The sequence below is a fragment of the Dyadobacter sp. CY345 genome (genome assembly GCF_021502725.1).
Classification (GTDB): domain Bacteria; phylum Bacteroidota; class Bacteroidia; order Cytophagales; family Spirosomataceae; genus Dyadobacter.
On sequence record NZ_JAKFFS010000005.1, the window covers coordinates 526,875 to 547,089 of the forward strand.

Genomic DNA, 20,215 nt, shown 5'->3' on the forward strand with positions numbered 1-20,215 from the left:
AATTCCTTGACTGACTGACCACCGCACAAACGTTTTCGTTTTAAAACCGTCATTTGGGCAAAACGAAAAATGGAATCCATTACGTTGGAACAATTTGTTGATATAGAAGAAATTTAAAATAATTAGCCTGACGCTTCAAAAATTTAAGGCAAAATCTGTTCAATTAAAGACTACCGTTGATCACTAAATGAAAATGAACGGCGGTTAACGTATCCGAAAGACCTCACCATTCATGCTTGATTTGAGAGAATTATGCACAATATTTAAAATTGTATTTAATCATTGATCAAAAAAAATGTTGCCAGACATAAATCCGGCAACACGTTTGCTTGATGATGAAGTTTAAAATTATTCGACGGTGACCAAGTCATGATCTTGTTTGAACAAATCCCCATTATACCTGCGCCCGGGTCGTCTGTCCAAAAAATGTTTTAATCGAAACCTTGTCTGCTTTCCTGACATAGGCGTCAATAACACTGAGGCTGCGAAGCCATATGCGGCGGCAAGTACGATTCCTGCAACAACTGCCCCCGGAGAAAGTGATTCTTTTGATTTACTATTTTTTGCGTTCATAGTGCTGACATTTATTTATAGTAGCTATGCTAAAAGCATGCCATCGATTCTAACTTAAAGTATTCTACCAACATCAATTCTTTTTAACTGACCAGAATTAGAGGCACTTGTTGCAATTCTGTTAACGTTACTTTCACTACTTTTTTGGCCTTTTAAAAAATATTTAGCGGTTCATAAAGTAAAAATTATCCTGGCGCGTCTACCTTAAAAATCAGTTGAAGTAAATCAATCATTTTAAAATTAATCAAAACAAATCATGAAAAATAAAGCTCGTTTTATATTTCCCCGACTTATCGGTGCAACTGTAATCGTAGGCCTTGCGGCTCTTATTGTTACCACTTTATTCAAATTGTTAGTAGGGATGCTGTTCGTGGCAGGCGCGGTAATGCTGGTGAAACGCCTTCTTTTCGACGACAGACAGAACATGTCCGTACCGCATGAATTTCAAAATTACAATGGCGGTATCACACCAATTGGCAACCATTATGGCATGGCCAGCCAACCAATTTTTGTATCGACAAAGTTTTCAAATTCATCAACTATTATACCTATCAACTAATTGTAAAATCGCCGGGCCAGCAGGACGGCTAAGGTTACTTAAATTTTAAATTTTTCATTCAGATTAAACTCAAAAGTCATGTATAATCAAGCAAGAACAGATTCACAAAACGAACAAGGTTTCAGATATAACGGCCACGGGTGTGGTAACGGTTTAAAAAGCAAATTCGCTGAGCATTTTGCTCGCAAGGGTCGCTTTGATAAAATTTTTGGCGGGCAATTCTCAAATCGTAAAGCCGCCAACATTCAGGAAAATGATTCCTCTTTTATTATTTCGCTGTACGCTGCGGGACTAAATAAAAGCAATTTCAAGATTTCAGCAACTGAGGATATCCTGACTATATCTTATTCAGCTCCAAAAACGCAGGAAAATGATGGAATTAATTTCAGCCATCAGGAGTACCAATTCGGCAGTTTCGAACGCTCGTTTCAGTTAAATGGTAAAGTTTTGACAGAGAGCATTAGCGCGACATATCGTGATGGAGTGTTGATTGTAACCTTGCCAAAAAATCTGGCAACGAATATTCCAGCCCAAGAAGTGCCTGTAAGTTAATTTAACAGCGTTAGAAAACGGCATCCTCAGATCAGTATACATAATTGATCGTTGAGTTTTTGTCAAAAAGCAAAGTTGGATTTGGTTATATATTGACCGGAATTGACTTTGCTTTTGTTTTACTTGCAAGTCATCTAACACAACCAAAGTCATTTTTTCAACCCATTACTTCAACTTTTGAGCGTCACCTTTTAAAGTTTCCCACCACGTTGTAGAAATATAAAAAGGGGAAAATACCACGAATAAAAACCACTTCATAATTTTGTTCAGCATGATCTTAACAGTTTAAATACCAAAACAATATAATGAAAAGTATTAATTATTTCATTTAACAATCTTTGAGATATCTTAAACAGACTGAAAATTCTAATCAAGGACTCTATTATTTGAACACAAAATTTGCGCAGGAAGCTCGGTAACAAAGAAAGATTGCGTATCCAACTTTAATTATTCACTAGTCATTCAGTCAATCAGTTTACTGTATTAAATCAAAAAATAATTGCAATTTTGAGTTGCTATCAAACTACAATTATCTGTGATGATTAAATCAATTTTACTGTTTTTGAGCTTTATAATTGTTTCGTTTTCTTCGGTTGCACAAATGGAAAAATCGACCCATTTTCCTGATGGGACTAAAATACCAAACTGGTTTTCGGACAGTTCAAAAATTAATATTAACGATCTTGGCAGGCAATTCATCATCACTGAGCACGGCGCGATCATGGATAGTACTGTCGTGCAAACAGCTGTTCTGCAAAAAATTATTGATATTGCTGAGCAGCAAGGTGGCGGTGTGATTGTTTTTCCAAAAGGTACGTTCCTAAGCGGAGCACTGTTTTTCAAACCTAAAACACACCTTTTCATTTCAAAAGGTGCAGTGCTAAAAGGCTCTGACAAAATCGCGGATTATCCGATTATGCCATCCCGGATGGAAGGGCAAAGTCTGGATTATTTCCCTGCACTGGTGAATGCGTATGGCGTCAATGGTTTTACAATATCAGGCCAAGGCACGATAGATGGCAACGGGCTGAATTATTGGAAGGCATTTTGGCAAAGGAGGAAAGAAAATCCTAATTGTACAAACCTTGAAGTTTCCCGGCCGCGACTGGTATTTATCTGGAAAAGTAACGACGTGCAAGTGCAGGATGTTACGCTTCAAAATTCAGGCTTCTGGACAAGCCATTACTATCAGTGCAACAATGTTAAAATCCTGAACGTACGCATAACAGCCCCACACGAACCAATAAAGGCACCAAGCACGGACGCAATCGATCTGGATGTTTGCAATAATGTGCTGATTAAAGGTTGTTATCTGGCGGTCAACGACGATGCGATTGCGCTAAAAGGAGGAAAAGGGCCTTATGCAGATAAGGAACCTGGCAACGGAGGCAATTCAAATATCATTATCGAAGACTGTGAGTTTGGCTTTTGCCATGCGGCCCTTACCTGCGGCAGCGAAGCCATTCACAACAAAAATATCGTAATGCGCGACTGCCACATTACCAATGCAATGCGTGTTCTTTGGCTAAAAATGAGACCGGACACTCCGCAAAAATACGAATTTATTAGTGTTGAAAATATTGACGGCCAGGCGCATAGTTTAATTTACGTAAAACCATGGAAGCAATTTTTTGATCTTAAAGGCAGGAAAGATGTTCCATTATCTTATTGCGACCATATCAGTTTAAAAAATATTAAACTGAAATGCGAAGTCTTTTTTGATGTGAGTCCCGGAGAATACGACAAACTCTCCAATTTCCGATTTGACAAGCTCGATATTACCGCAAAAAATGCGTCGTATGACAAAACGGTAGTGAAGAATTTTACAATGACAAATGTAAAAGTCAACGGTAAAATCTTTCAATGATACAAAAATAAATCCCCCCTTACCAATTAAAGGCAAGAGGGTATTTTTCTATTCAAACAAAATTTATTTGAGATCGAACCTGTCAAGATTCATCACCTTATCCCAGGCTTTAACGAAATCATTTACAAATTTCTCCTGCGCATCAGCACTTCCGTAAACTTCTGCAATTGCCCTTAATTCTGCATTTGAACCAAATACAAGATCTGCACGGCTAGCAGTCCATTTCGGCTGACCAGTGGCACGGTCAGTTCCCAAATAAACCTCTTTGTCTTCCGACATCGATTTCCATGCTGTGCTCATATCAAGCAGATTGACAAAAAAGTCGTTGGTAAGTTGGCCTTCACGACTCGTGAACACACCGTTTTTAGATCCGTCAAAGTTCGCTCCCAAAACACGCATTCCTCCAACCAAAACCGTCAGTTCAGGTGCCGTCAACGTAAGAAGTTGTGCTTTGTCGATAAGCAATTCTTCGGTCGAAACAGAGAATCTTGCTTTCTTGTAGTTACGGAAGCCGTCAGCAGCAGGTTCGAGATACCCAACCGATTCAACATCCGTTTGCGCTTGCGACGCATCCATGCGCCCCGGTGTAAAAGGAACATTAACTGAATGACCGGCATCCTGCGCCGCTTTTTCAATACCCGCAACGCCGGCCAGAACGATTATGTCAGCCAGAGAAACTTTCTTTCCAGATACTTGTGTATTGTTAAAATCGCTTTGCAGTCCTTCCAAAACCCCAAGTACTTTTTTCAATTGAACGGGATTATTCACTTTCCAGTCTTTCTGAGGAGAAAGTCTCACACGTGCACCGTTAGCTCCTCCACGCTTGTCGGAACCGCGGAAGGTAGAAGCCGAAGCCCAGGCAGTAGATACCAGTTCTGAAACCGACAGTCCTGAACTTAAAATTTTAGATTTTAATCCGGCCGTATCATTTTCGTCGATCAGGGTATGATCAACTGCCGGGATCGGGTCCTGCCAGATTAATTCCTCAGACGGAACATCCGGACCTAAATATCGGTCACGAGGCCCCATATCACGGTGGGTAAGTTTGAACCATGCTCTCGCAAAAACATCAGCGAATTCGTCAGGATTTTCTAAAAAGCGACGTGATATTTTTTCATAAGCCGGATCAAATTTCAAAGCAAGATCCGTCGTAAGCATAGTTGGAGCATGCTTTTTGGAGCTATCATAAGCATCAGGAATAATGTCCCCCGCATCTTTGGCAACCCACTGGTGTGCTCCTCCTGGACTTTTGGTTAACTCCCATTCAAAAGCAAAAAGGTTCTCAAAGAAGTTGTTGCTCCATTGCGTTGGCGTCGTAGTCCATATTACCTCTAATCCACTGGTAATTGTATCCGCGCCTTTGCCTGAACCATAACTATTGCTCCAGCCAAATCCCTGTGAGTCGACGTCAGCACCTTCCGGTTCTGCACCTACGTGATCAGAAGGCGCAGCTCCGTGTGTTTTTCCGAATGTATGTCCACCAGCGATCAATGCCACAGTTTCCTCATCATTCATCGCCATCCGGCCGAATGTCTCACGAATATCTCTTGCCGATGCTATCGGGTCAGGATTCCCGTCCGGCCCTTCAGGGTTTACATAGATAAGCCCCATGTGCGCTGCTCCAAGCGGATTTTCGAGGTTTCGTGTATGGATGTTACGCCCAGGATTTTCATCCGAAACCAGAACACCTTCGTCAGCAACTCCCGGCGAACCATCTGCGTAACGCTTATCGTTTCCTAACCATGTAGTTTCCGATCCCCAGTAAACATCTTCGTCCGGCTCCCATACGTCAGCGCGACCACCTGCAAAACCAAAAGTTTTGAAGCCCATTGACTCCAAGGCTACGTTACCCGTAAGAATCAATAAATCCGCCCAGGAAATTTTTTTACCATATTTTTGCTTGATCGGCCAAAGTAACCTGCGCGCTTTGTCAAGACTGACATTATCCGGCCAGCTGTTCAGTGGCGCAAAACGCTGCTGCCCCGAACCCGCACCGCCGCGGCCATCGCCTACGCGGTAAGTCCCGGCACTATGCCATGCCATACGAATAAACAAAGGACCATAATGACCAAAATCTGCCGGCCACCAATCCTGAGAGTCGGTCATCAGGGCATGAAGATCTTGTTTTACCGCTTCCAGGTCCAGACTTTTAAAAGCCTCGGCATAGTTAAAATCGTCCGCCATTGGATTGGACAAAGAAGAATGTTGACGCAGAATATTAAGCTTCAACTGGTTAGGCCACCAATCACGGTTCCTTGTGCCGCCGCCGCCAACACTGTGCTGCATTGTGCCATTGTGAAACGGGCATTTGCCGATATCGTTTGATCCGTTTTCCATTTTATTTAGTTCATGATTAAACAAACACTTGACTACACATAAAATCGTGTGCAGATCTTTAAAGTTATAATATTCAGAAAAATAATAACAATCGATTAATTTTATAACGAAATAGGTAAAATCTATTCAAAAATGATTTTGGTTACCTAATTCGCATAACAGCAGTGCGTTAGCAAGTTCAGGACTTACGTTTTAAGGTTAAAAGCTTTCACGTAAAAAACAAAATATTGATCAAAGTCTCATTTTATAAATACGCCGGAGCCTTCATTTAAGGCGGTGTTTCAAAATGTAGAACAAATAATTATGACAAGTAGAATTATTTTAGCTAATTGCATCTAACTTTTGCGTTTATTCCAGATGATGCGCCAGTTTCAGTGATTGACCTTCCTATTTAAAATTTAACTTTAAAGAAACTTACACTTAATGCATTTTCCAAAATAAGTTTATTAAGAATAATTTTTACAAGGATAATCAAAAACAAAACCAGGCATGAAAAATTTTTTCTATTTAGCAGTATTGCTGGCGGCCATCTCATGCAATTCGAATGCGAACGAACCTGATCCGGTTGTTGCTATTGAGCACCAGGCACCGTTTGGTACAGACACAGTTGGAGTTAAACTGAAAAGCGTAACGTTTAACGGAAAGCTGCTTATCGAATATTCTTATTCGAATGGGTATCTGAGCGGCTATAAAAAGTACGTTGCATTTTCAAAACCGCGATTTTTCCAGACTGGTATCTTCACAAGAAATGGCGGCGCCCCTCAAAAGGCGGAAGTTTTAGTTGCGCAAATTACTCCTGAAACAGAATTTGTTTCTGAAAAACAAGATCCAAGAATTACTATGCAATATGCGCCAGCCAAAACGGATTCAATCCGTGAGGTAGCTGAGCAGGATTTTCTGACTTCGTCAACAGTAAACAAAACTTTCAAGTTTAATAAGGGAGGATTTATTGTAGAGGAAGTTGCGAGCCCTTCTAACGGTGATGGCTATGTTGTTACGTATGTGAGGAATGGTGAGAACAATGTTGCGCAAACTTACAGAGTTGTAAAATCGCAGTCGGCAAAAACAAACAAAGTAGAATTTACTTATGACACGAAGCCCAATCCATTCTTCGATTTGGGCATTGACTGGGAAGGAAACTTTACGAATTACGCAGTTAGTCCGAATAATCCATTGCAGGAGATTGTTTATAATAAAGACAACAGAGGTGTAAAATCAACTTATGTTTATGATTATCAGGCAAATGGCTATCCGAAAAAAATAACCATAACTAGGGGATTTATCAATGTTGATGGCGGAGAGGAAACTGACAGTCCGATTGTGCTGGACCTTCAATACTATTAAAATATTATCACCGTAAAAAAATCCCTGACTGCAAATTTGCGGCCAGGGATTTTTTATGGCCAAATAGCTTACTTTCTCACTTCAATCCTTTCCATTTCTCAATCAGCATGTTGGCAATTATTTCATAACCTTTGTCCGATGGATGTAAACCATCATAAGTCATATTGATCGCTTCGGGAGGATATGGATATTCGTCGGTTTCGGGATTGTATGGAACTGCCGTATAACCGGGATAGGTATAATTTTCATACTTGCCGGTTTGAGGATCTTTCAACCGCTTGAAGTTTACCATATTTTCCGGTGTGATGCCACTTTCGTGATATAAATCCACGACCGGATAATCTTCAAGTTTCCCGATTTCAACCACAGCATTTGCGAAATTTTCAAGCTCCTGCTCTTTTTTAGTTCTGTATGATCCGTAAGCATTGTTTTTTGCATTATTGATATAAACAAAATCACCACGTTGCATGGGAGTTATCAGGATGATTTCAGCCTTATTGTTAAGATTTTTAAGTTTGTCACTGATAATCCGGAATGCACCGTAAACTGTGCTTGAGCCAGTATTATCGGTATAGTCAGAAATATTGCCCAGCGTTTTCCCCTGCCACCAGTCGTTAGTCCCAAGAAATATTGTGTAAACATCCGCCCTCTCTAGCCCGATTGATTCAATCTTATCAGCTATATTAATGGAAGTCCAGCCATTGTGACCTTGATTAACGTACTCGATATTTTTAAATTTTTCCGTGATTAAGGTCATATAACCTTTCGTAATCCTGTTGCCAGTTTCGTCCTGGTGGTCATTGAGATAAGTAATGGAATCGCCAATGGCAACCCAGGTAATCTTTCTGGAAACAGACGCTACGGATATGCATATTAAAAATCCAAGGAGAAGTGTATTGTTTATGAAATGTCGACGATTGATCATCTTGTGTTTAGTCATATCATTGTTTTAAAATTGAGATTTGGCAGACTTATTCGGAAAATCTGTTTGAATAAACAAATACAGTTTAATGTAGGAAATACTTATCCCGATTTAATTTTTACAAAATTGTTGACGAACATTATTTGGTTGGAGTAAAATCAAATCCTTATTATTACAGATATTCTCATTAAAATAAAACAGTCCAAAACTTATCAAAGTGTGAACGGACGGCAGAATTTTATATCACCTGTAAACACTAATTCAATGAAAATAAAATTACTTTCCGCAATTATACTAATTGCTGGTTTTAGCTGCGAGCAAAAAAATGCGACAGAGAAAGATTCATCTCCTATTCTGGGCACATGGAAACTGGTGTCTAGTAAAGTTATCATGGGCAAGGATACAACCCTTACGTTCCCTATTCAAAATCAGGAAATGATCAAAATTTTCAACGAAGATACGTTCGCATTTTTCAAGCACGACACCAATGGCGCCAAAGGAGACTCCGCCGTATTTGACGCTGGCAGTGGAACTTATAAATTGAACGGACAGGATTATTCAGAACATTTGGAATACTGCAATTACCGTGGCTGGGAAAATAGGGATTTCAGTTTCAAACTCCGTTTAAGTAATGATACATTGATCCAGACAGGAATTGAAAAAATTGATAGTTTAAATATTAATCAGGAGATAGTCGAAATTTATGTGAGGCGCTAGTAACAAATATGAGCTGTCAGTCCTGGTTTCAAGCTCTGCCAGCTCAACTTTTTTCAATTGATTTTCTCCGAAATATCTGCCTAAACTACCTTGATTGAATATTGCACTACTACGTTTTCCCAATTAAACCAAAGCCTGTTTCACCAGACTCATAATATATTCAAGGTTTGTTGTGTCCGTAACTATGATTCCATAATCACCATTGCCCCAATGACCAGACAGAGAAACGTCCTTGGCCAATCTCTTTTCATCTTTTAGCTGACCCTTTTTTACATTAATCCAGAGTTTAAGGACCTTCTGCTGGATCTCGACATCAACAATATTCTTCTGCTTTTTAAATGCGATGTACAATTTCTTTGGATCGACATCCATATCGGGCGACAAATTCAGAATAGCGTTTTTGAATGTTTCATACAGCTCCCGAATATCATCATTCTTACCATGTAAATGATCATCCTCCGTATAAACCTTAATCTCCCTGACCACTTTATCAATCTCAGACCCATCATTCCGTTGTACTTGCCTGATACTCGGTGCAGATTTCGACTTACCGATCTGGTTAACAATAACAATCTGATTTTCCAATTGCTTGATTTCCCAAAGCTCTATTCCAAGATCTTTGAAGTTAGTCGACTGTTTTTGAAAATCCGTAAACGATGGAGACACAAACATAATCCGGCTCTGCGACCAGTCTACATCGGTACGTTTAAGATTTTCACCATGCACTTCATTATACTCCACGATAAAATCTGCCCGATATTCCAGCATCAGATTCAGATACGAAACACCCTGATCAACAACGCTATAATTCTGGCTGCGTTTGTATTCTATAATCACAAAGGCATTGCTCTCCTTATCAAAAGCCAGGGTATCGATACGGCGGTTCTGTATCGAAAACTCCGATTTGACAAGTTTCAAACTGCTGAGCAATTCCAAATTCTGTTCAAAGAGATTTTGAATTTCCCGTTCCAGTTTGAAGGGGATTTCTTTTAAAGTGGACAGGGATTGTTTGTTGTTTGTAAATATCTGCATTGACTAGTATTTAATAAAAATGAACTCACACCGCCCCCAACACCCGTTTTAATGAATCAATAAAAGCCATCTTCGTGGCATCATCCTTCGATATCGCCCGGTAAAGGTCAAGCTCATTCCGGCGTTGCTTGCCCATTACTTCTTCAAAAATTCTTCTGAAAGCTAACTCCCGGTTTTGAACATCCGGATTGTTTAAAAACTTTTCCTCATAATCCGGGTGGAACTGAATGGATTTTGCCAGACTTACGAATTTCACGCGCTGCTCCTCCGGCGTGGCTTCCCAGCCCTGAAACCAACGTTCATTAAAACTGTTGACAATAAGCTCCAACGGATCTTCCGTCGCATCAGAACCATGCGCTCCCCGTGGATTTGGATTTTGTGGTTCCAATTCCGTTTCCGAAGCATCCAGGCTTATCGATGCATTCAGCTTCACACGTTCCAATCCGTATGTTGAAAGATCAACCGAGTCCAGAAGTTCGTCATAAAGCTTTTCATCCCCCGTTTTGATAATAAGTTTCGAAATCAAAAATTTCAAAAACCAGAACAGTTTTTCCCAGTTAACAATCTCATAAGGAAGTATGGATGCCATTTGTCCGTATATTTTAACAAACTGTTTGGCCAGTATCTTAATCTCTGCCTTCCCATTATCATCCAGTTCCAGATCAGTATTAAATCGTTGCGCGGCGATGTCAATAATAACACTGAGTTCCTGTGCATCGACACCTTTGAAATACTTATCAATAAAATCTTCAACCTCCGCCCACTCATATACGCCGGTTTCGTCCAGCGTATTTTTAATATCGTGCAATACGTTTACGTCCGTGGCAGAATTGAGCGTTGTGGAAGTGTAAAATGGATCAAAAGCAGCCTTGATTTCGTCAGTCGAATTGAAAAAATCAAGTACAAATAAATCTTCGGTTTTCTTACCCAGCTGGTCAGCAGAGCGGTTTAGCCGGCTCAGTGCCTGAACAGCCAAAACTCCCTGCAACTTTTTATCGACATACATGGCTGAAAGTTTCGGCTGATCGAAACCGGTCAGATACTTGTTGGCAACCACCAGCACGCGATACTCATCCATGTTGAAATACCGCGCAATTTTGTCGCTGATATATCCGGGATCACTGGGCTTTGCCGAATCAAGTGCCGATGGAAAATTATTGATTACTTCCTCTGTATATTCAATTCCGTCAACTTCCTTCTTTCCTGAAAACGCAATGGCAATACTGAACGGATTGCCTCTGTCGTTCAACAATTGTTTGAGCGCAAAATAATATCTGACAGCCGACTCAATACTTTGCGTCACCACCATCGCCTTGGCTTTTCCTTTCAGTTTTTTGGTATTGACCACCTTTGAAATAAAATGATCAAGCATAATTTCAGCCTTGGTGCCAATGGTCTGCCGGTGCTGCTCCACATAACCTTTGAGTTTTTTCTGTGCTTTTGCCGTATCAAAAAGTGGGTTGTCCTCTATGGACTTTTCGATTTCGTAATAACTTCGGTAAGTGGTATAATTGGCCAGGACATCCAGAATAAAACCTTCCTCAATCGCCTGTTTCATAGAATACAAATGGAAAGGCCGGAAACCGCCGCTTTCTGTCGGAACGCCAAACTTTTCGAGCGTGCTGTTTTTCGGTGTTGCTGTAAAGGCAAAGTAAGACGCATTTCCCCGCATTTTCCTTGACTGCATAATTTCAATAATTTTATCCTGCGGATCCGGATCTTCTTCCTCGTTTGACGCACTTCCCAGCGCTCTGTTCATATTGTCAGCCGCGGTTCCGCTTTGGCTTCCATGTGCTTCGTCAATGATCACAGCGAAACGCTTATCGCTCAGATCGGCAATTCCGTCTACAATGAATGGAAATTTTTGAATGGTCGTAATGATTATCCGTTTCCCGCTTTCCAGACTTTCTTTCAGTTCTTTGGACGAATAGGCTGGCGCAACGATATTTTTCACCTCGGAAAACTCACGGATATTTTCCCGCAGCTGTTTGTCGAGTAACCTTCTGTCGGTCACCACGATCACCGAATCAAATAGCGGGTTTTCTACACCTTTGCTGCCCGGTACCTGATCATTTTCAGGATAAGTTTCGATAAGCTGATAGGCTGCCCACGTAATAGAATTGGACTTGCCCGACCCTGCTGAATGTTGTATCAGATAACTTTTCCCAACGCCGTATTTACTGGTATCGGTGATTAGTTTCCTGACCACATCCATCTGATGATACCGTGGAAAATACAGACGCTTTTTCGCCAGTGGATCGGTATCTTTTCCATCAAACCTGACAAAATGCTGCATGATATTGGCTACACTTTGCCGGGTCAGCACTTCGTTCCAGAGATACGCCGTCTTATGCCCGAAATGATTTACGGGATTTCCTTTTCCAAAATCATTTCCAAGGTTGAAAGGAAGAAAAAAAGTGTTTTTTCCATCCAGTTTTGTGGTCATATAGGCCTCGTCTGTATCCACCGCGAAATGCACGATGCAACGGCCAAAATTTAGTAAGGGCTGGTTTATGTCCCGATCATTTTTATATTGATTTTGCCCATGAAACTTAGCATTTTGTCCGGTCCACTGGTTTTTAAGTTCCATGGTGGCAAAGGGCAAACCATTCACAAATAGCACCATATCAATTTCCTCGCCCGGTTTGGTGAGGGAGTAACGTACCTGACGCGTTACGCTAAACTGGTTGCTTTCAAAATTCTGCTTAATCGCCTCGCTGCTGCTGGCAAGCGGCAGCACATATAAAAATGTAAAATGCGCATCTTCAACATCCAGACCTTTTCGTAAAATCCGGATGATTCCGTTCTTCTTCAGCATCCGGTCGAGGCGTTCCAGTATTTTCAGTTTCCAGTCGCTTTGTTTCTGCAATTTGGCCAGCTCATCTTTCTGGGTGGTTTCCAGAAAATCCCAAAGCCGAACTTCGTCCACCGCATAACGCGCATTGAAATCACGGGCCAGTCCCAGATAATAACCTTGTCCGCTTCTGTACAATGGCTCGCGCTCTTCAAAGGACGGAACGGGTGAAGTTGGTTTTATATATTCTTCCAGGGTTGTGCCTGTCAATTTCTTTTCAATGGTTGCTTCGAGGGCGGCTTCGTTCGTTGAGCTTGGCATTAGTGTGATTGCTAATTGTGGGTACTTTGATTCTTTTGATTTTTTTGATTGTTATGATTCTTGACTGTGTTTTTTCGATTTTAGTGATTACTGGGTTTATTGGGATTATCTGAATTTAACTTTTTATTTAGTAATCTTTTGAAATTCAGGCTGGTTTCCTACTTCCATTTGTCAGTACTTTGATTCTTTTGATTTTTGTGATTGCTGTGATTTTTGACTGTCTTTTTTCGATTTTAGTGATTATTGGGTTGATTAGGATTGTCTGGCTTGAACTTCTTATTTAGTAATCTTTTGAAATTCAGGCTCGTCTCTCCGAAGTTGATTAGTAATCCTACTTCCAGATTATACGCTTCCAGGTAATTGATCGCCTGCGCGAAGTGGACATCTTCAAGTTTTGTTGTGGCTTTAAGTTCTACTGATATGAACTCCTGAACTAAAAAATCCACTCGCCTGGTACCAATACGCTGTCCTCTATAAAAAATAGGCATCTCAAATTCCCGGTTAAACAAAATCCCATTCAACTCAAATTCGATCGCCAAAGCCCTCTGATATATCACCTCTTGAAACCCATTCCCAAGTGCCCGATGGACACTCATACAACACCCAATAATTTTAGAAGTCAGCTCAGAATATTTATACTGGTCATTTATCATGACTATGATTTGTTTGATTCTTGGATTGCCTTGATTACACCAATATGTCTTTTGTCTGTACTTTGATTCTTAGAACTGTCTTCACTTCACTAAAAATCAAAAGCCACTTCCTAATCAAATGCAAAAAATCATAAAAATCACACAAATCAAAAAAATCACAGTTCAGACTTTTATTTTCCCCGTCACCGCACTATTAATCAACGTCGATTTGTACTCCTTTAACTTTTCAATCTCTTTCTGTTTCAGGGAAATGGCAGTGGCGATTTTTTGGGAATGACTTTCAATATACTCGCGTATTCTAATTTGTTCTTCTATTGGCATGAGAGTTATAGGTATATTGTTGATGTCAGACATATTGAAATGTAATACTGTTGAGCCAGAAGACAAAAAGTCAATATATGTTCGGATCATTTTGGAGTATATAAGGTGGATTGCTAGCTTGGAATCAAGTTTTGCTTTGTCCACCTTCAACCAAACCATTCTCTGTCCTAAACAAATTTTCATGTCCGAAGGGACTAAACAGGCTTCTCCAGCTGGCGCCTCCCTCGTCAACAAAATGTCACCAGGTTCAGGAACTCCGCGTCTTGTCCAGCGCAAATATCCCTTTTCGTGAGTATACTTTGCATCCTCCAAAGTAAGATTTCCACTCTTGACATTGGATGTTCTTACAACAAAATAGGTTGGATCATCTACAAACGGGGCTGTGCTATGTTCGCAATCAACAACTCCATTTAATAAATATTTAATTGGCTGGATTTCCCAATGCTCCGGAATCTCCCCAATCCATTCCACCCCACTGTTCTTCATCTTCACATCCAAATCCAACCCACGCGTTACCGCATTGTGAATAAGTATTTGCCTGCGTTCTTTGAGTAGTTCGATTTGTTTTTCTTTAATGGAAACAGCCTGGTCAATTTGCGCCGTTTTGCGATCAAGGAAATTGGCGATGGCGGTTTGTTCTTTCCTACTTGGCAATGGCACAAATGCATCGTTGATATACTCTTGTTTTAAATTGATTCTGGTAAATCCCCTTCCTACCAAAGAAAAATAACTTCGATAAGTAGAACTTGTTAGTAGATAATTAATAAATTCCGGCAATGCATTAGAATCAATGATTCTGAATCCTTTACAAAAAGAATTTAAATACAATTCTTGATCATTTCCTAGGTATATAGAGCACTTTGCTATTTCTTCCAAAGTTTCACTACTCATTAAAAACAAAATGTCGTCTTTCCTAACCTTGTTTTGGAGTTCGCCTTCATTAATTTTCACATATTGATACTGTCCAAGTGATATTTTAGGATTATTACAGATATTAGTAAAAGGTATAAAATATTTAAATTCCTCTTGGTATTCTTTACTGAAATCATCCCCTTTCTTTCCTGACAATCCTGGATAAATAAATCCTAAAAATTTCATTTTTTTCACAACCCAATTCTCAGGCACCTCACCCAACCACTCAACCCCAGAATCCTTATACTCACTATATTTCTTAAACATCAAATACTTTCATTTAAAACGTCCACACTTTCACCCATCGCCAATATCTCCCGGATCAGCCCGTCACTTTCCGCTTCGAGAGCCAGTATATCAGCAGCCACCTCTTCAATGTTTCTCAAAGGTTTGTGGCGGTAGAAATATTTGTTAAAGCTGATCTCGTAACCGATCTTCGTAGCGTCGAGGGTTATCCAGGCTTCGGTTACGTGGGGTTTTACTTCGCGTAAAAAGTATTCATAAATATTCTCTTTCAGCGGCACATTTTCTGTATCACGCAAATCGCTTTCCGTTTCGTATTGCAGGTATTCGCCTTTTTTACTGGTTGGGAAATAACCATAATCGGCCAGTTGTTCTTCGGAGCAATCCAGATAACTGAGCAGTTTTTCCAGTTTTTCGCCAGTGAGTTTGGTAATGCCTTTTACAACTTTTTCCGCCGTTGCATCATACCAGCTTACGGCACTCAGGATCGCATTTTTTTCAGAAGAGGTCAATTTGGCGCCTTGTTTTTTGAGGGCCGCATCTACTTTTTCCTTGAAAATATTGAAGTCTGTAAATTCTTCTGTACCCATCGCCGTCAGCAGTTCCTTCGCGCTGTTCAACAGATCCAGCTGTTTCTGCCAGGTTTCTTTGCTGGTCAGGGCTTTGGCTTGTTTGGTATTCAGGTTCAGGTCATTTTTTTCACAATAGTCCAAAATCGCTTTTTCATGCGTGGCGATATCGGTATACACTTCTTCCCCAAATTCGGCATAAGCCCAGGTCATGGGTTCGCGTAGGGATCTGTCGAAACGCAGGTCGGCGATGCGTTCTTCGGTAAACTGCGCTTTCAGGCGTTTCGGCCGGTCGATGGTCACTTTGTAATAACCAAAATCTGCATTATCAAAAACCTGTGAAGCAATGCCCTCATCACCCTCCCGCTCAATAGCTTCCATACTGGTATATACCCGCACGATCTCCGTGATATGTTCAGGAGCAAATTCACAGTTTTTGTTACCCAGGTTTTTCCGGAGTTTCCGGTAAAGTTGTCCGGCGTCGATCAGCTGCACTTTTCCCTGGCGGTGCGGTGCTTTTTTATTACTAAGAATCCAGATGTAAGTCGTAATGCCGGTGTTGTAAAATAAGTTATTCGGCAACTGCACAATCGCTTCCAGCCAGTCATTTTCAATAATATACCGGCGAATATTGCTTTCGCCCCCACCGGCATCACCCGTAAACAAACTGGAACCGTTATGCACCGAAGCAATCCGCGATCCACTATGGCTGGGCTTCATTTTAGAAACCATTTCCATAAGAAAAAGCAGCTGTCCATCCGACGAACGCGGCGTGGCATCAGCGTCATCTTCCACGCCCCAGTAATCTTTCAGTCTGATCTGGAAACGCGGATCAATAATTTCTTTTCCATCCTTGATATACTTCTGCTCACTCGCCCATGACTTGCCATAAGGCGGATTGGACAGCATAAAATCAAAACTCGTTCCGGCAAATTCATCCGTAGAAAGCGTAGAGCCCACCCGGATATTTTCCGGATTGTTGCCCTTGATCATCATATCCGACTTACAGATCGCATACGTTTCGTCGTTGATCTCCTTGCCATACAGATACACATCACCCTTGGCCCGGATTCCGCCTTCTTCGTCTTTGATAAAATTCTGGGATTCCGTCAGCATACCGCCACTCCCGCAAGCCGGATCATAAATCGTCATCACAGGCGGCAATTTATCTTTGATAGGATCAAAAATGATATGCGTCATCAGGTCTATCACCTCACGCGGCGTAAAGTGCTCCCCGGCCTCTTCGTTATTGTCTTCGTTAAATTTCCTGATCAGCTCTTCAAAAACATAACCCATACCCAGGTTAGAAAGCGGCTGCAATTTCCGTCCATCCGGATCCACCTTTTCAAAAGGCGTAAGGTTGATGTAAGACGAAGTAAATTTTTCCAGCACGTTCAACAGCACATCCTTATTGGCCATGTGGCGTACCTGGCTTTTCAGTTTAAACTTGTCGATAATCTCCTTGACATTCGCACTGAAACCATTCAGATATTCTTCAAAATTACCCTGTAAAATCTGCTGGCTGTTGGTGGCAGTGCTGTGCAGCCGCTGCAAAGTCCACGGACTGGTATTGTAAAAAACATAACCGGAAGCCTGCATCAGTCCGTTTTCGTCCCATTCTGTAAAACCGGCTTCGTCTTTCTGGAATGCCAGCTCTTCCATAACCGCGTCCTTGGTCGGTTCAAGCAAAGCATCCAGCCGCCTCAAAACTACCATCGGGAGAATTACGTCCCGGTATTTTCCACGCACATATACATCACGCAAACAATCGTCAGCGATGGACCAGATAAAAGAAACAAGTTTATTGTGTACTGTATGATTCATATTATAAAGTAATCTTGAAGGGATATAACCTCCCATTCAATAAAAGTAGAAGATTTTGGAAGGGTTGCCAAAACGAAACGGACTTAGTGACCATATTTTTTAAAGGGGCCAGGCTACGTTTTCGTAAGATTTTTAAAATTGCCGCAGCTAACAGATTTTGAAAGTTTTGCCTTTATGTAATGTTAAAATGACTCGTCCGGCACATCTACAATAGAAGAGAACAAAATCTCGTAGTTAGCTTCAATATTTTTGTGAAAAGAGATGGGCAGTACCGCCCAATCTCTCAGTTCAACCAGGATCGGTATATTGCTATCGGTGATTTTTTCGCAAAGCATAATGTACGCATCAAAGGGCAATGGTGCTAAATCCTTGGTTCGCAGCACCAGATCGAGATCACTACCACTATGACCCTTTCCACTTACACGGCTGCCATATGCCCAAACTTCCATAGGAGTTTCTGACTCCTGAAAAATTGCGAGTAACGCTTGTTTGTCCTTTTCTCTCAATAGCATGTTAATCAATATTTTGGTTTTTCAAAATAGCAGACAGCTCAATACTATCTTGTATAAATCGCGGTAAAAACACAAGCGTTTCATTAGCAAAATTTACCCCATAATCGTGCGCGTTATTATTTCTATTGTCCCTATATTGGAGCCATCGCTCACATTGTTCATCAGTCATTAAATCCCGCAAAACAGCATTTCTGAACACGTTTTTAAATACCATTTTATCCACTTCTTTGGGACTATGAAAATAGGGTTTGATAGCTTTTCGCAATAATTTGCCAGCCTGTTCCAGAATAAGCTCAAACGCTTTGACTCAGGCCGAACGAAACATATCATATTCAACGGTATCTATTTCCGACTCGATAAGCAATGAATGTGCTTTTTCCCAGTGCCGCTCTACATCTTTCTAAATATGTAGTATCTATTTTCATAAGCCTTTCCAACATTAAAATTGATTTTAGTAGCTGGTCACGTGTTTACATGCACTTCGGTCAGTTGTATAATTTAAATATAGCGAACAGGGAGTCCAATTATTATTTTTGGATTATTTTCCGATACAAAACTTACTGAAAATATTATCCAGCAAATCATCCGTAACAATCGTCCCGGTAATTTCCCCCAAATGATGCAGCGACAACCTGATATCCTGAGCCAAAAAATCACCAGTAATTCCAGTATCCAAACCATTGATTACTTCATTCAACGCATCCTGGGTTTTTAGTAAATGTTCATAATGACGAAGATTTGTGACGACAGTATCCGTTGCAGCTTGTCCATAAATACGATTTACCAAAACTTCTGTCAGAGATTTTAATCCTTCCTGAGTTTGGGCGGAAATACCAATTATTTCAGGATTTTCGGCTTTTAGTTTATTGAAAATTTCGGGTTCGATATCTATTTTGTTAAATACCCAAAGGACATCTTTGCCAGCGGCCAGTTCCGTAGCAACCTCCTTGTTTTCCAAAAACGTCTGCTCGCTGTCAAACAGAAAAATTACGATATCAGCTTTTTCCATCGCTCCACGGGAACGCTCAATTCCGATTGATTCTACGAGGTCCGTCGTTTCACGAATTCCTGCCGTATCAATAAATCTGAATTTCAATCCTTCCAGAATCATGGTATCTTCAATCACATCACGGGTTGTTCCGGCAACGCTGGTTACGATTGCCTTTTCTTCATTCAAAAGTGCGTTCAGCAAGGTTGATTTCCCCACATTTGGCGAGCCAATAATCGCTACCGGAACGCCTTCTTTCAGCGCGTTTCCGTAATCAAATGATTCAATTAAAGGCGCTATTGTCTTACGAAGTTTTTGAATTAATCTTCTCAAATCGTCTCTTTCTGCAAACTCAACATCTTCCTCGCCGAAATCGAGTTCAAGTTCTACCAAAGAAGCAAAATGGATTAGTTCAGTTCTTAATGAAGCAAGTTTTTTTGAAAAACCCCCTCTCAATTGATTGATCGCAGTTTTATGACTGGCCTCGGAATCGGCAGCGATGAGATCCGCTACCGCCTCGGCTTGTACCAAATCAAATTGTCCATTCAAAAACGCACGTTGGGTAAATTCTCCCGGACGCGCTATTCTTGCTCCTTTTTGGATAAGAAGTTTCAAAATCTGTTTGATGATATAATCTGAGCCGTGACAGGAAATTTCGACAGAATCTTCTTTCGTAAATGATTTTGGTGTTTTAAAAACAGTCACCAAAACCTCATCGATCAACTCAGTTTCCGATTGTATTGTGCCAAAATGCGCCGTATGGCTGTCAACCAAATTCAGGTTTTTACCTTTAAAAATATCGTTGACAATCGAGATCGAATGAAGTCCGGAAACACGGATTACACCAATGGCTCCAACGCCCGAAGGTGTCGCCAGAGCGCAAATCGCTTCCTGTTGTTGTATTTGGGTATTATTCATAGTACAAATATCGTATTCATTCAGCTATTTTCCGGGCTGAATGTTAAGTTTAAGTGATTCTGATGTTTAACAACCGTAAATCCAAATTCATTTAACGCATAATTAAATTCTTTAAAAGCCAGTAAGTCAATCTGAAAAGACTTTATCTGATTTTAAATTATTTCCAGATTTCTTTTGTTACCCTCTATCTTTGCACTGATTTTATTTATCGTTTACATACTTTTTGAATTTTGCTAACTGAAACATTACCTATCGTC

Annotated in this window: 15 protein-coding genes and 1 pseudogene; 5 read left to right on the top strand and 11 right to left on the bottom strand. The window is 40.7% G+C overall.

The window, feature by feature from the left end:
- Positions 1–348: 348 nt before the first annotated feature.
- Positions 349–573, bottom strand: a complete 225-nt coding sequence (locus L0657_RS22780; RefSeq protein WP_235153074.1) for a hypothetical protein — start codon at positions 571–573, stop codon at positions 349–351.
- A gap of 256 nt (positions 574–829) precedes the next feature.
- Here L0657_RS22780 and L0657_RS22785 point away from each other — a divergent pair, with 256 nt between their 5' ends.
- The 3 genes from L0657_RS22785 to L0657_RS22795 all read left to right on the top strand — a co-directional run bounded on the left by L0657_RS22785 (position 830) and on the right by L0657_RS22795 (position 3,551).
- Positions 830–1,132 carry a hypothetical protein gene (locus tag L0657_RS22785; protein ID WP_235153075.1) on the top strand — a complete coding sequence of 101 codons (303 nt, stop codon included), beginning with the start codon at positions 830–832 and terminating at the stop codon, positions 1,130–1,132.
- Between the two features lie 78 nt (positions 1,133–1,210).
- Complete coding sequence (locus L0657_RS22790; protein WP_235153076.1) at positions 1,211–1,684, top strand: Hsp20/alpha crystallin family protein; 474 nt, start codon at positions 1,211–1,213, stop codon at positions 1,682–1,684.
- Positions 1,685–2,222: 538 nt separating this feature from the next.
- Positions 2,223–3,551 (top strand): glycoside hydrolase family 28 protein, encoded by a 1,329-nt coding sequence (locus tag L0657_RS22795; protein ID WP_235153077.1) that lies wholly within the window; start codon positions 2,223–2,225, stop codon positions 3,549–3,551.
- Positions 3,552–3,614: 63 nt separating this feature from the next.
- Here L0657_RS22795 and katG read toward each other — a convergent pair whose 3' ends face one another.
- Positions 3,615–5,888 (bottom strand): catalase/peroxidase HPI, encoded by a 2,274-nt coding sequence (gene katG, locus L0657_RS22800; RefSeq protein WP_255718238.1) that lies wholly within the window; start codon positions 5,886–5,888, stop codon positions 3,615–3,617.
- 489 nt (positions 5,889–6,377) lie between these two features.
- Between katG and L0657_RS22805 the strand changes: the two genes are divergently transcribed.
- Positions 6,378–7,232 (top strand): hypothetical protein, encoded by an 855-nt coding sequence (locus L0657_RS22805; protein ID WP_235153078.1) that lies wholly within the window; start codon positions 6,378–6,380, stop codon positions 7,230–7,232.
- A gap of 76 nt (positions 7,233–7,308) precedes the next feature.
- Here L0657_RS22805 and L0657_RS22810 read toward each other — a convergent pair whose 3' ends face one another.
- Positions 7,309–8,172, bottom strand: a complete 864-nt coding sequence (locus L0657_RS22810) for an SGNH/GDSL hydrolase family protein (protein ID WP_235153079.1) — start codon at positions 8,170–8,172, stop codon at positions 7,309–7,311.
- 246 nt (positions 8,173–8,418) lie between these two features.
- Between L0657_RS22810 and L0657_RS22815 the strand changes: the two genes are divergently transcribed.
- Positions 8,419–8,871 carry a lipocalin family protein gene (locus L0657_RS22815; RefSeq protein ID WP_235153080.1) on the top strand — a complete coding sequence of 151 codons (453 nt, stop codon included), beginning with the start codon at positions 8,419–8,421 and terminating at the stop codon, positions 8,869–8,871.
- 123 nt (positions 8,872–8,994) lie between these two features.
- On the opposite strand, the gene L0657_RS22820 is transcribed toward L0657_RS22815, so the two are convergent.
- The 8 genes and pseudogenes from L0657_RS22820 to mnmE all read right to left on the bottom strand — a co-directional run bounded on the left by L0657_RS22820 (position 8,995) and on the right by mnmE (position 19,958).
- Positions 8,995–9,903, bottom strand: a complete 909-nt coding sequence (locus L0657_RS22820) for a DUF5655 domain-containing protein (protein ID WP_235153081.1) — start codon at positions 9,901–9,903, stop codon at positions 8,995–8,997.
- A 25-nt stretch (positions 9,904–9,928) separates the two neighbouring features.
- The gene (locus L0657_RS22825; RefSeq protein ID WP_235153082.1) at positions 9,929–13,018 is read right to left on the bottom strand and encodes a type I restriction endonuclease subunit R; all 3,090 of its coding nucleotides are present in this window, start codon (positions 13,016–13,018) and stop codon (positions 9,929–9,931) included.
- A 233-nt stretch (positions 13,019–13,251) separates the two neighbouring features.
- The gene (locus L0657_RS22830) at positions 13,252–13,671 is read right to left on the bottom strand and encodes a GxxExxY protein (protein ID WP_255718243.1); all 420 of its coding nucleotides are present in this window, start codon (positions 13,669–13,671) and stop codon (positions 13,252–13,254) included.
- Between the two features lie 162 nt (positions 13,672–13,833).
- On the bottom strand, positions 13,834–15,171 hold the full coding sequence (locus L0657_RS22835; protein ID WP_235153084.1) for a restriction endonuclease subunit S: 1,338 nt from the start codon (positions 15,169–15,171) through the stop codon (positions 13,834–13,836).
- Complete coding sequence (locus tag L0657_RS22840; protein ID WP_235153085.1) at positions 15,171–17,540, bottom strand: class I SAM-dependent DNA methyltransferase; 2,370 nt, start codon at positions 17,538–17,540, stop codon at positions 15,171–15,173. Before L0657_RS22840 ends, L0657_RS22835 begins: the two co-directional genes overlap by 1 nt.
- 182 nt (positions 17,541–17,722) lie before the next feature.
- Positions 17,723–18,052, bottom strand: coding sequence for a nucleotidyltransferase domain-containing protein (locus tag L0657_RS22845; protein ID WP_235153086.1), 330 nt, complete (start codon positions 18,050–18,052; stop codon positions 17,723–17,725).
- A 1-nt stretch (position 18,053) separates the two neighbouring features.
- A pseudogene (locus L0657_RS28195) lies at positions 18,054–18,344 on the bottom strand (nucleotidyltransferase substrate binding protein); the annotation flags it as partial.
- A gap of 246 nt (positions 18,345–18,590) precedes the next feature.
- Complete coding sequence (gene mnmE / locus L0657_RS22850; RefSeq protein ID WP_235153087.1) at positions 18,591–19,958, bottom strand: tRNA uridine-5-carboxymethylaminomethyl(34) synthesis GTPase MnmE; 1,368 nt, start codon at positions 19,956–19,958, stop codon at positions 18,591–18,593.
- Positions 19,959–20,215: the final 257 nt, after the last annotated feature.

What these genes read in the sequence shown, in the direction of transcription:
- L0657_RS22780 (WP_235153074.1), bottom strand. Translation starts at nt 573, where the DNA reads ATGAACGCAAAAAATAGTAAATCAAAAGAATCACTTTCTCCGGGGGCA.
- L0657_RS22785 (WP_235153075.1), top strand. Translation starts at nt 830, where the DNA reads ATGAAAAATAAAGCTCGTTTTATATTTCCCCGACTTATCGGTGCAACT.
- L0657_RS22790 (WP_235153076.1), top strand. Translation starts at nt 1,211, where the DNA reads ATGTATAATCAAGCAAGAACAGATTCACAAAACGAACAAGGTTTCAGA.
- L0657_RS22795 (WP_235153077.1), top strand. Translation starts at nt 2,223, where the DNA reads ATGATTAAATCAATTTTACTGTTTTTGAGCTTTATAATTGTTTCGTTT.
- katG (WP_255718238.1), bottom strand. Translation starts at nt 5,888, where the DNA reads ATGGAAAACGGATCAAACGATATCGGCAAATGCCCGTTTCACAATGGC.
- L0657_RS22805 (WP_235153078.1), top strand. Translation starts at nt 6,378, where the DNA reads ATGAAAAATTTTTTCTATTTAGCAGTATTGCTGGCGGCCATCTCATGC.
- L0657_RS22810 (WP_235153079.1), bottom strand. Translation starts at nt 8,172, where the DNA reads ATGACTAAACACAAGATGATCAATCGTCGACATTTCATAAACAATACA.
- L0657_RS22815 (WP_235153080.1), top strand. Translation starts at nt 8,419, where the DNA reads ATGAAAATAAAATTACTTTCCGCAATTATACTAATTGCTGGTTTTAGC.
- L0657_RS22820 (WP_235153081.1), bottom strand. Translation starts at nt 9,903, where the DNA reads ATGCAGATATTTACAAACAACAAACAATCCCTGTCCACTTTAAAAGAA.
- L0657_RS22825 (WP_235153082.1), bottom strand. Translation starts at nt 13,018, where the DNA reads ATGCCAAGCTCAACGAACGAAGCCGCCCTCGAAGCAACCATTGAAAAG.
- L0657_RS22830 (WP_255718243.1), bottom strand. Translation starts at nt 13,671, where the DNA reads ATGATAAATGACCAGTATAAATATTCTGAGCTGACTTCTAAAATTATT.
- L0657_RS22835 (WP_235153084.1), bottom strand. Translation starts at nt 15,171, where the DNA reads ATGTTTAAGAAATATAGTGAGTATAAGGATTCTGGGGTTGAGTGGTTG.
- L0657_RS22840 (WP_235153085.1), bottom strand. Translation starts at nt 17,540, where the DNA reads ATGAATCATACAGTACACAATAAACTTGTTTCTTTTATCTGGTCCATC.
- L0657_RS22845 (WP_235153086.1), bottom strand. Translation starts at nt 18,052, where the DNA reads ATGCTATTGAGAGAAAAGGACAAACAAGCGTTACTCGCAATTTTTCAG.
- mnmE (WP_235153087.1), bottom strand. Translation starts at nt 19,958, where the DNA reads ATGAATAATACCCAAATACAACAACAGGAAGCGATTTGCGCTCTGGCG.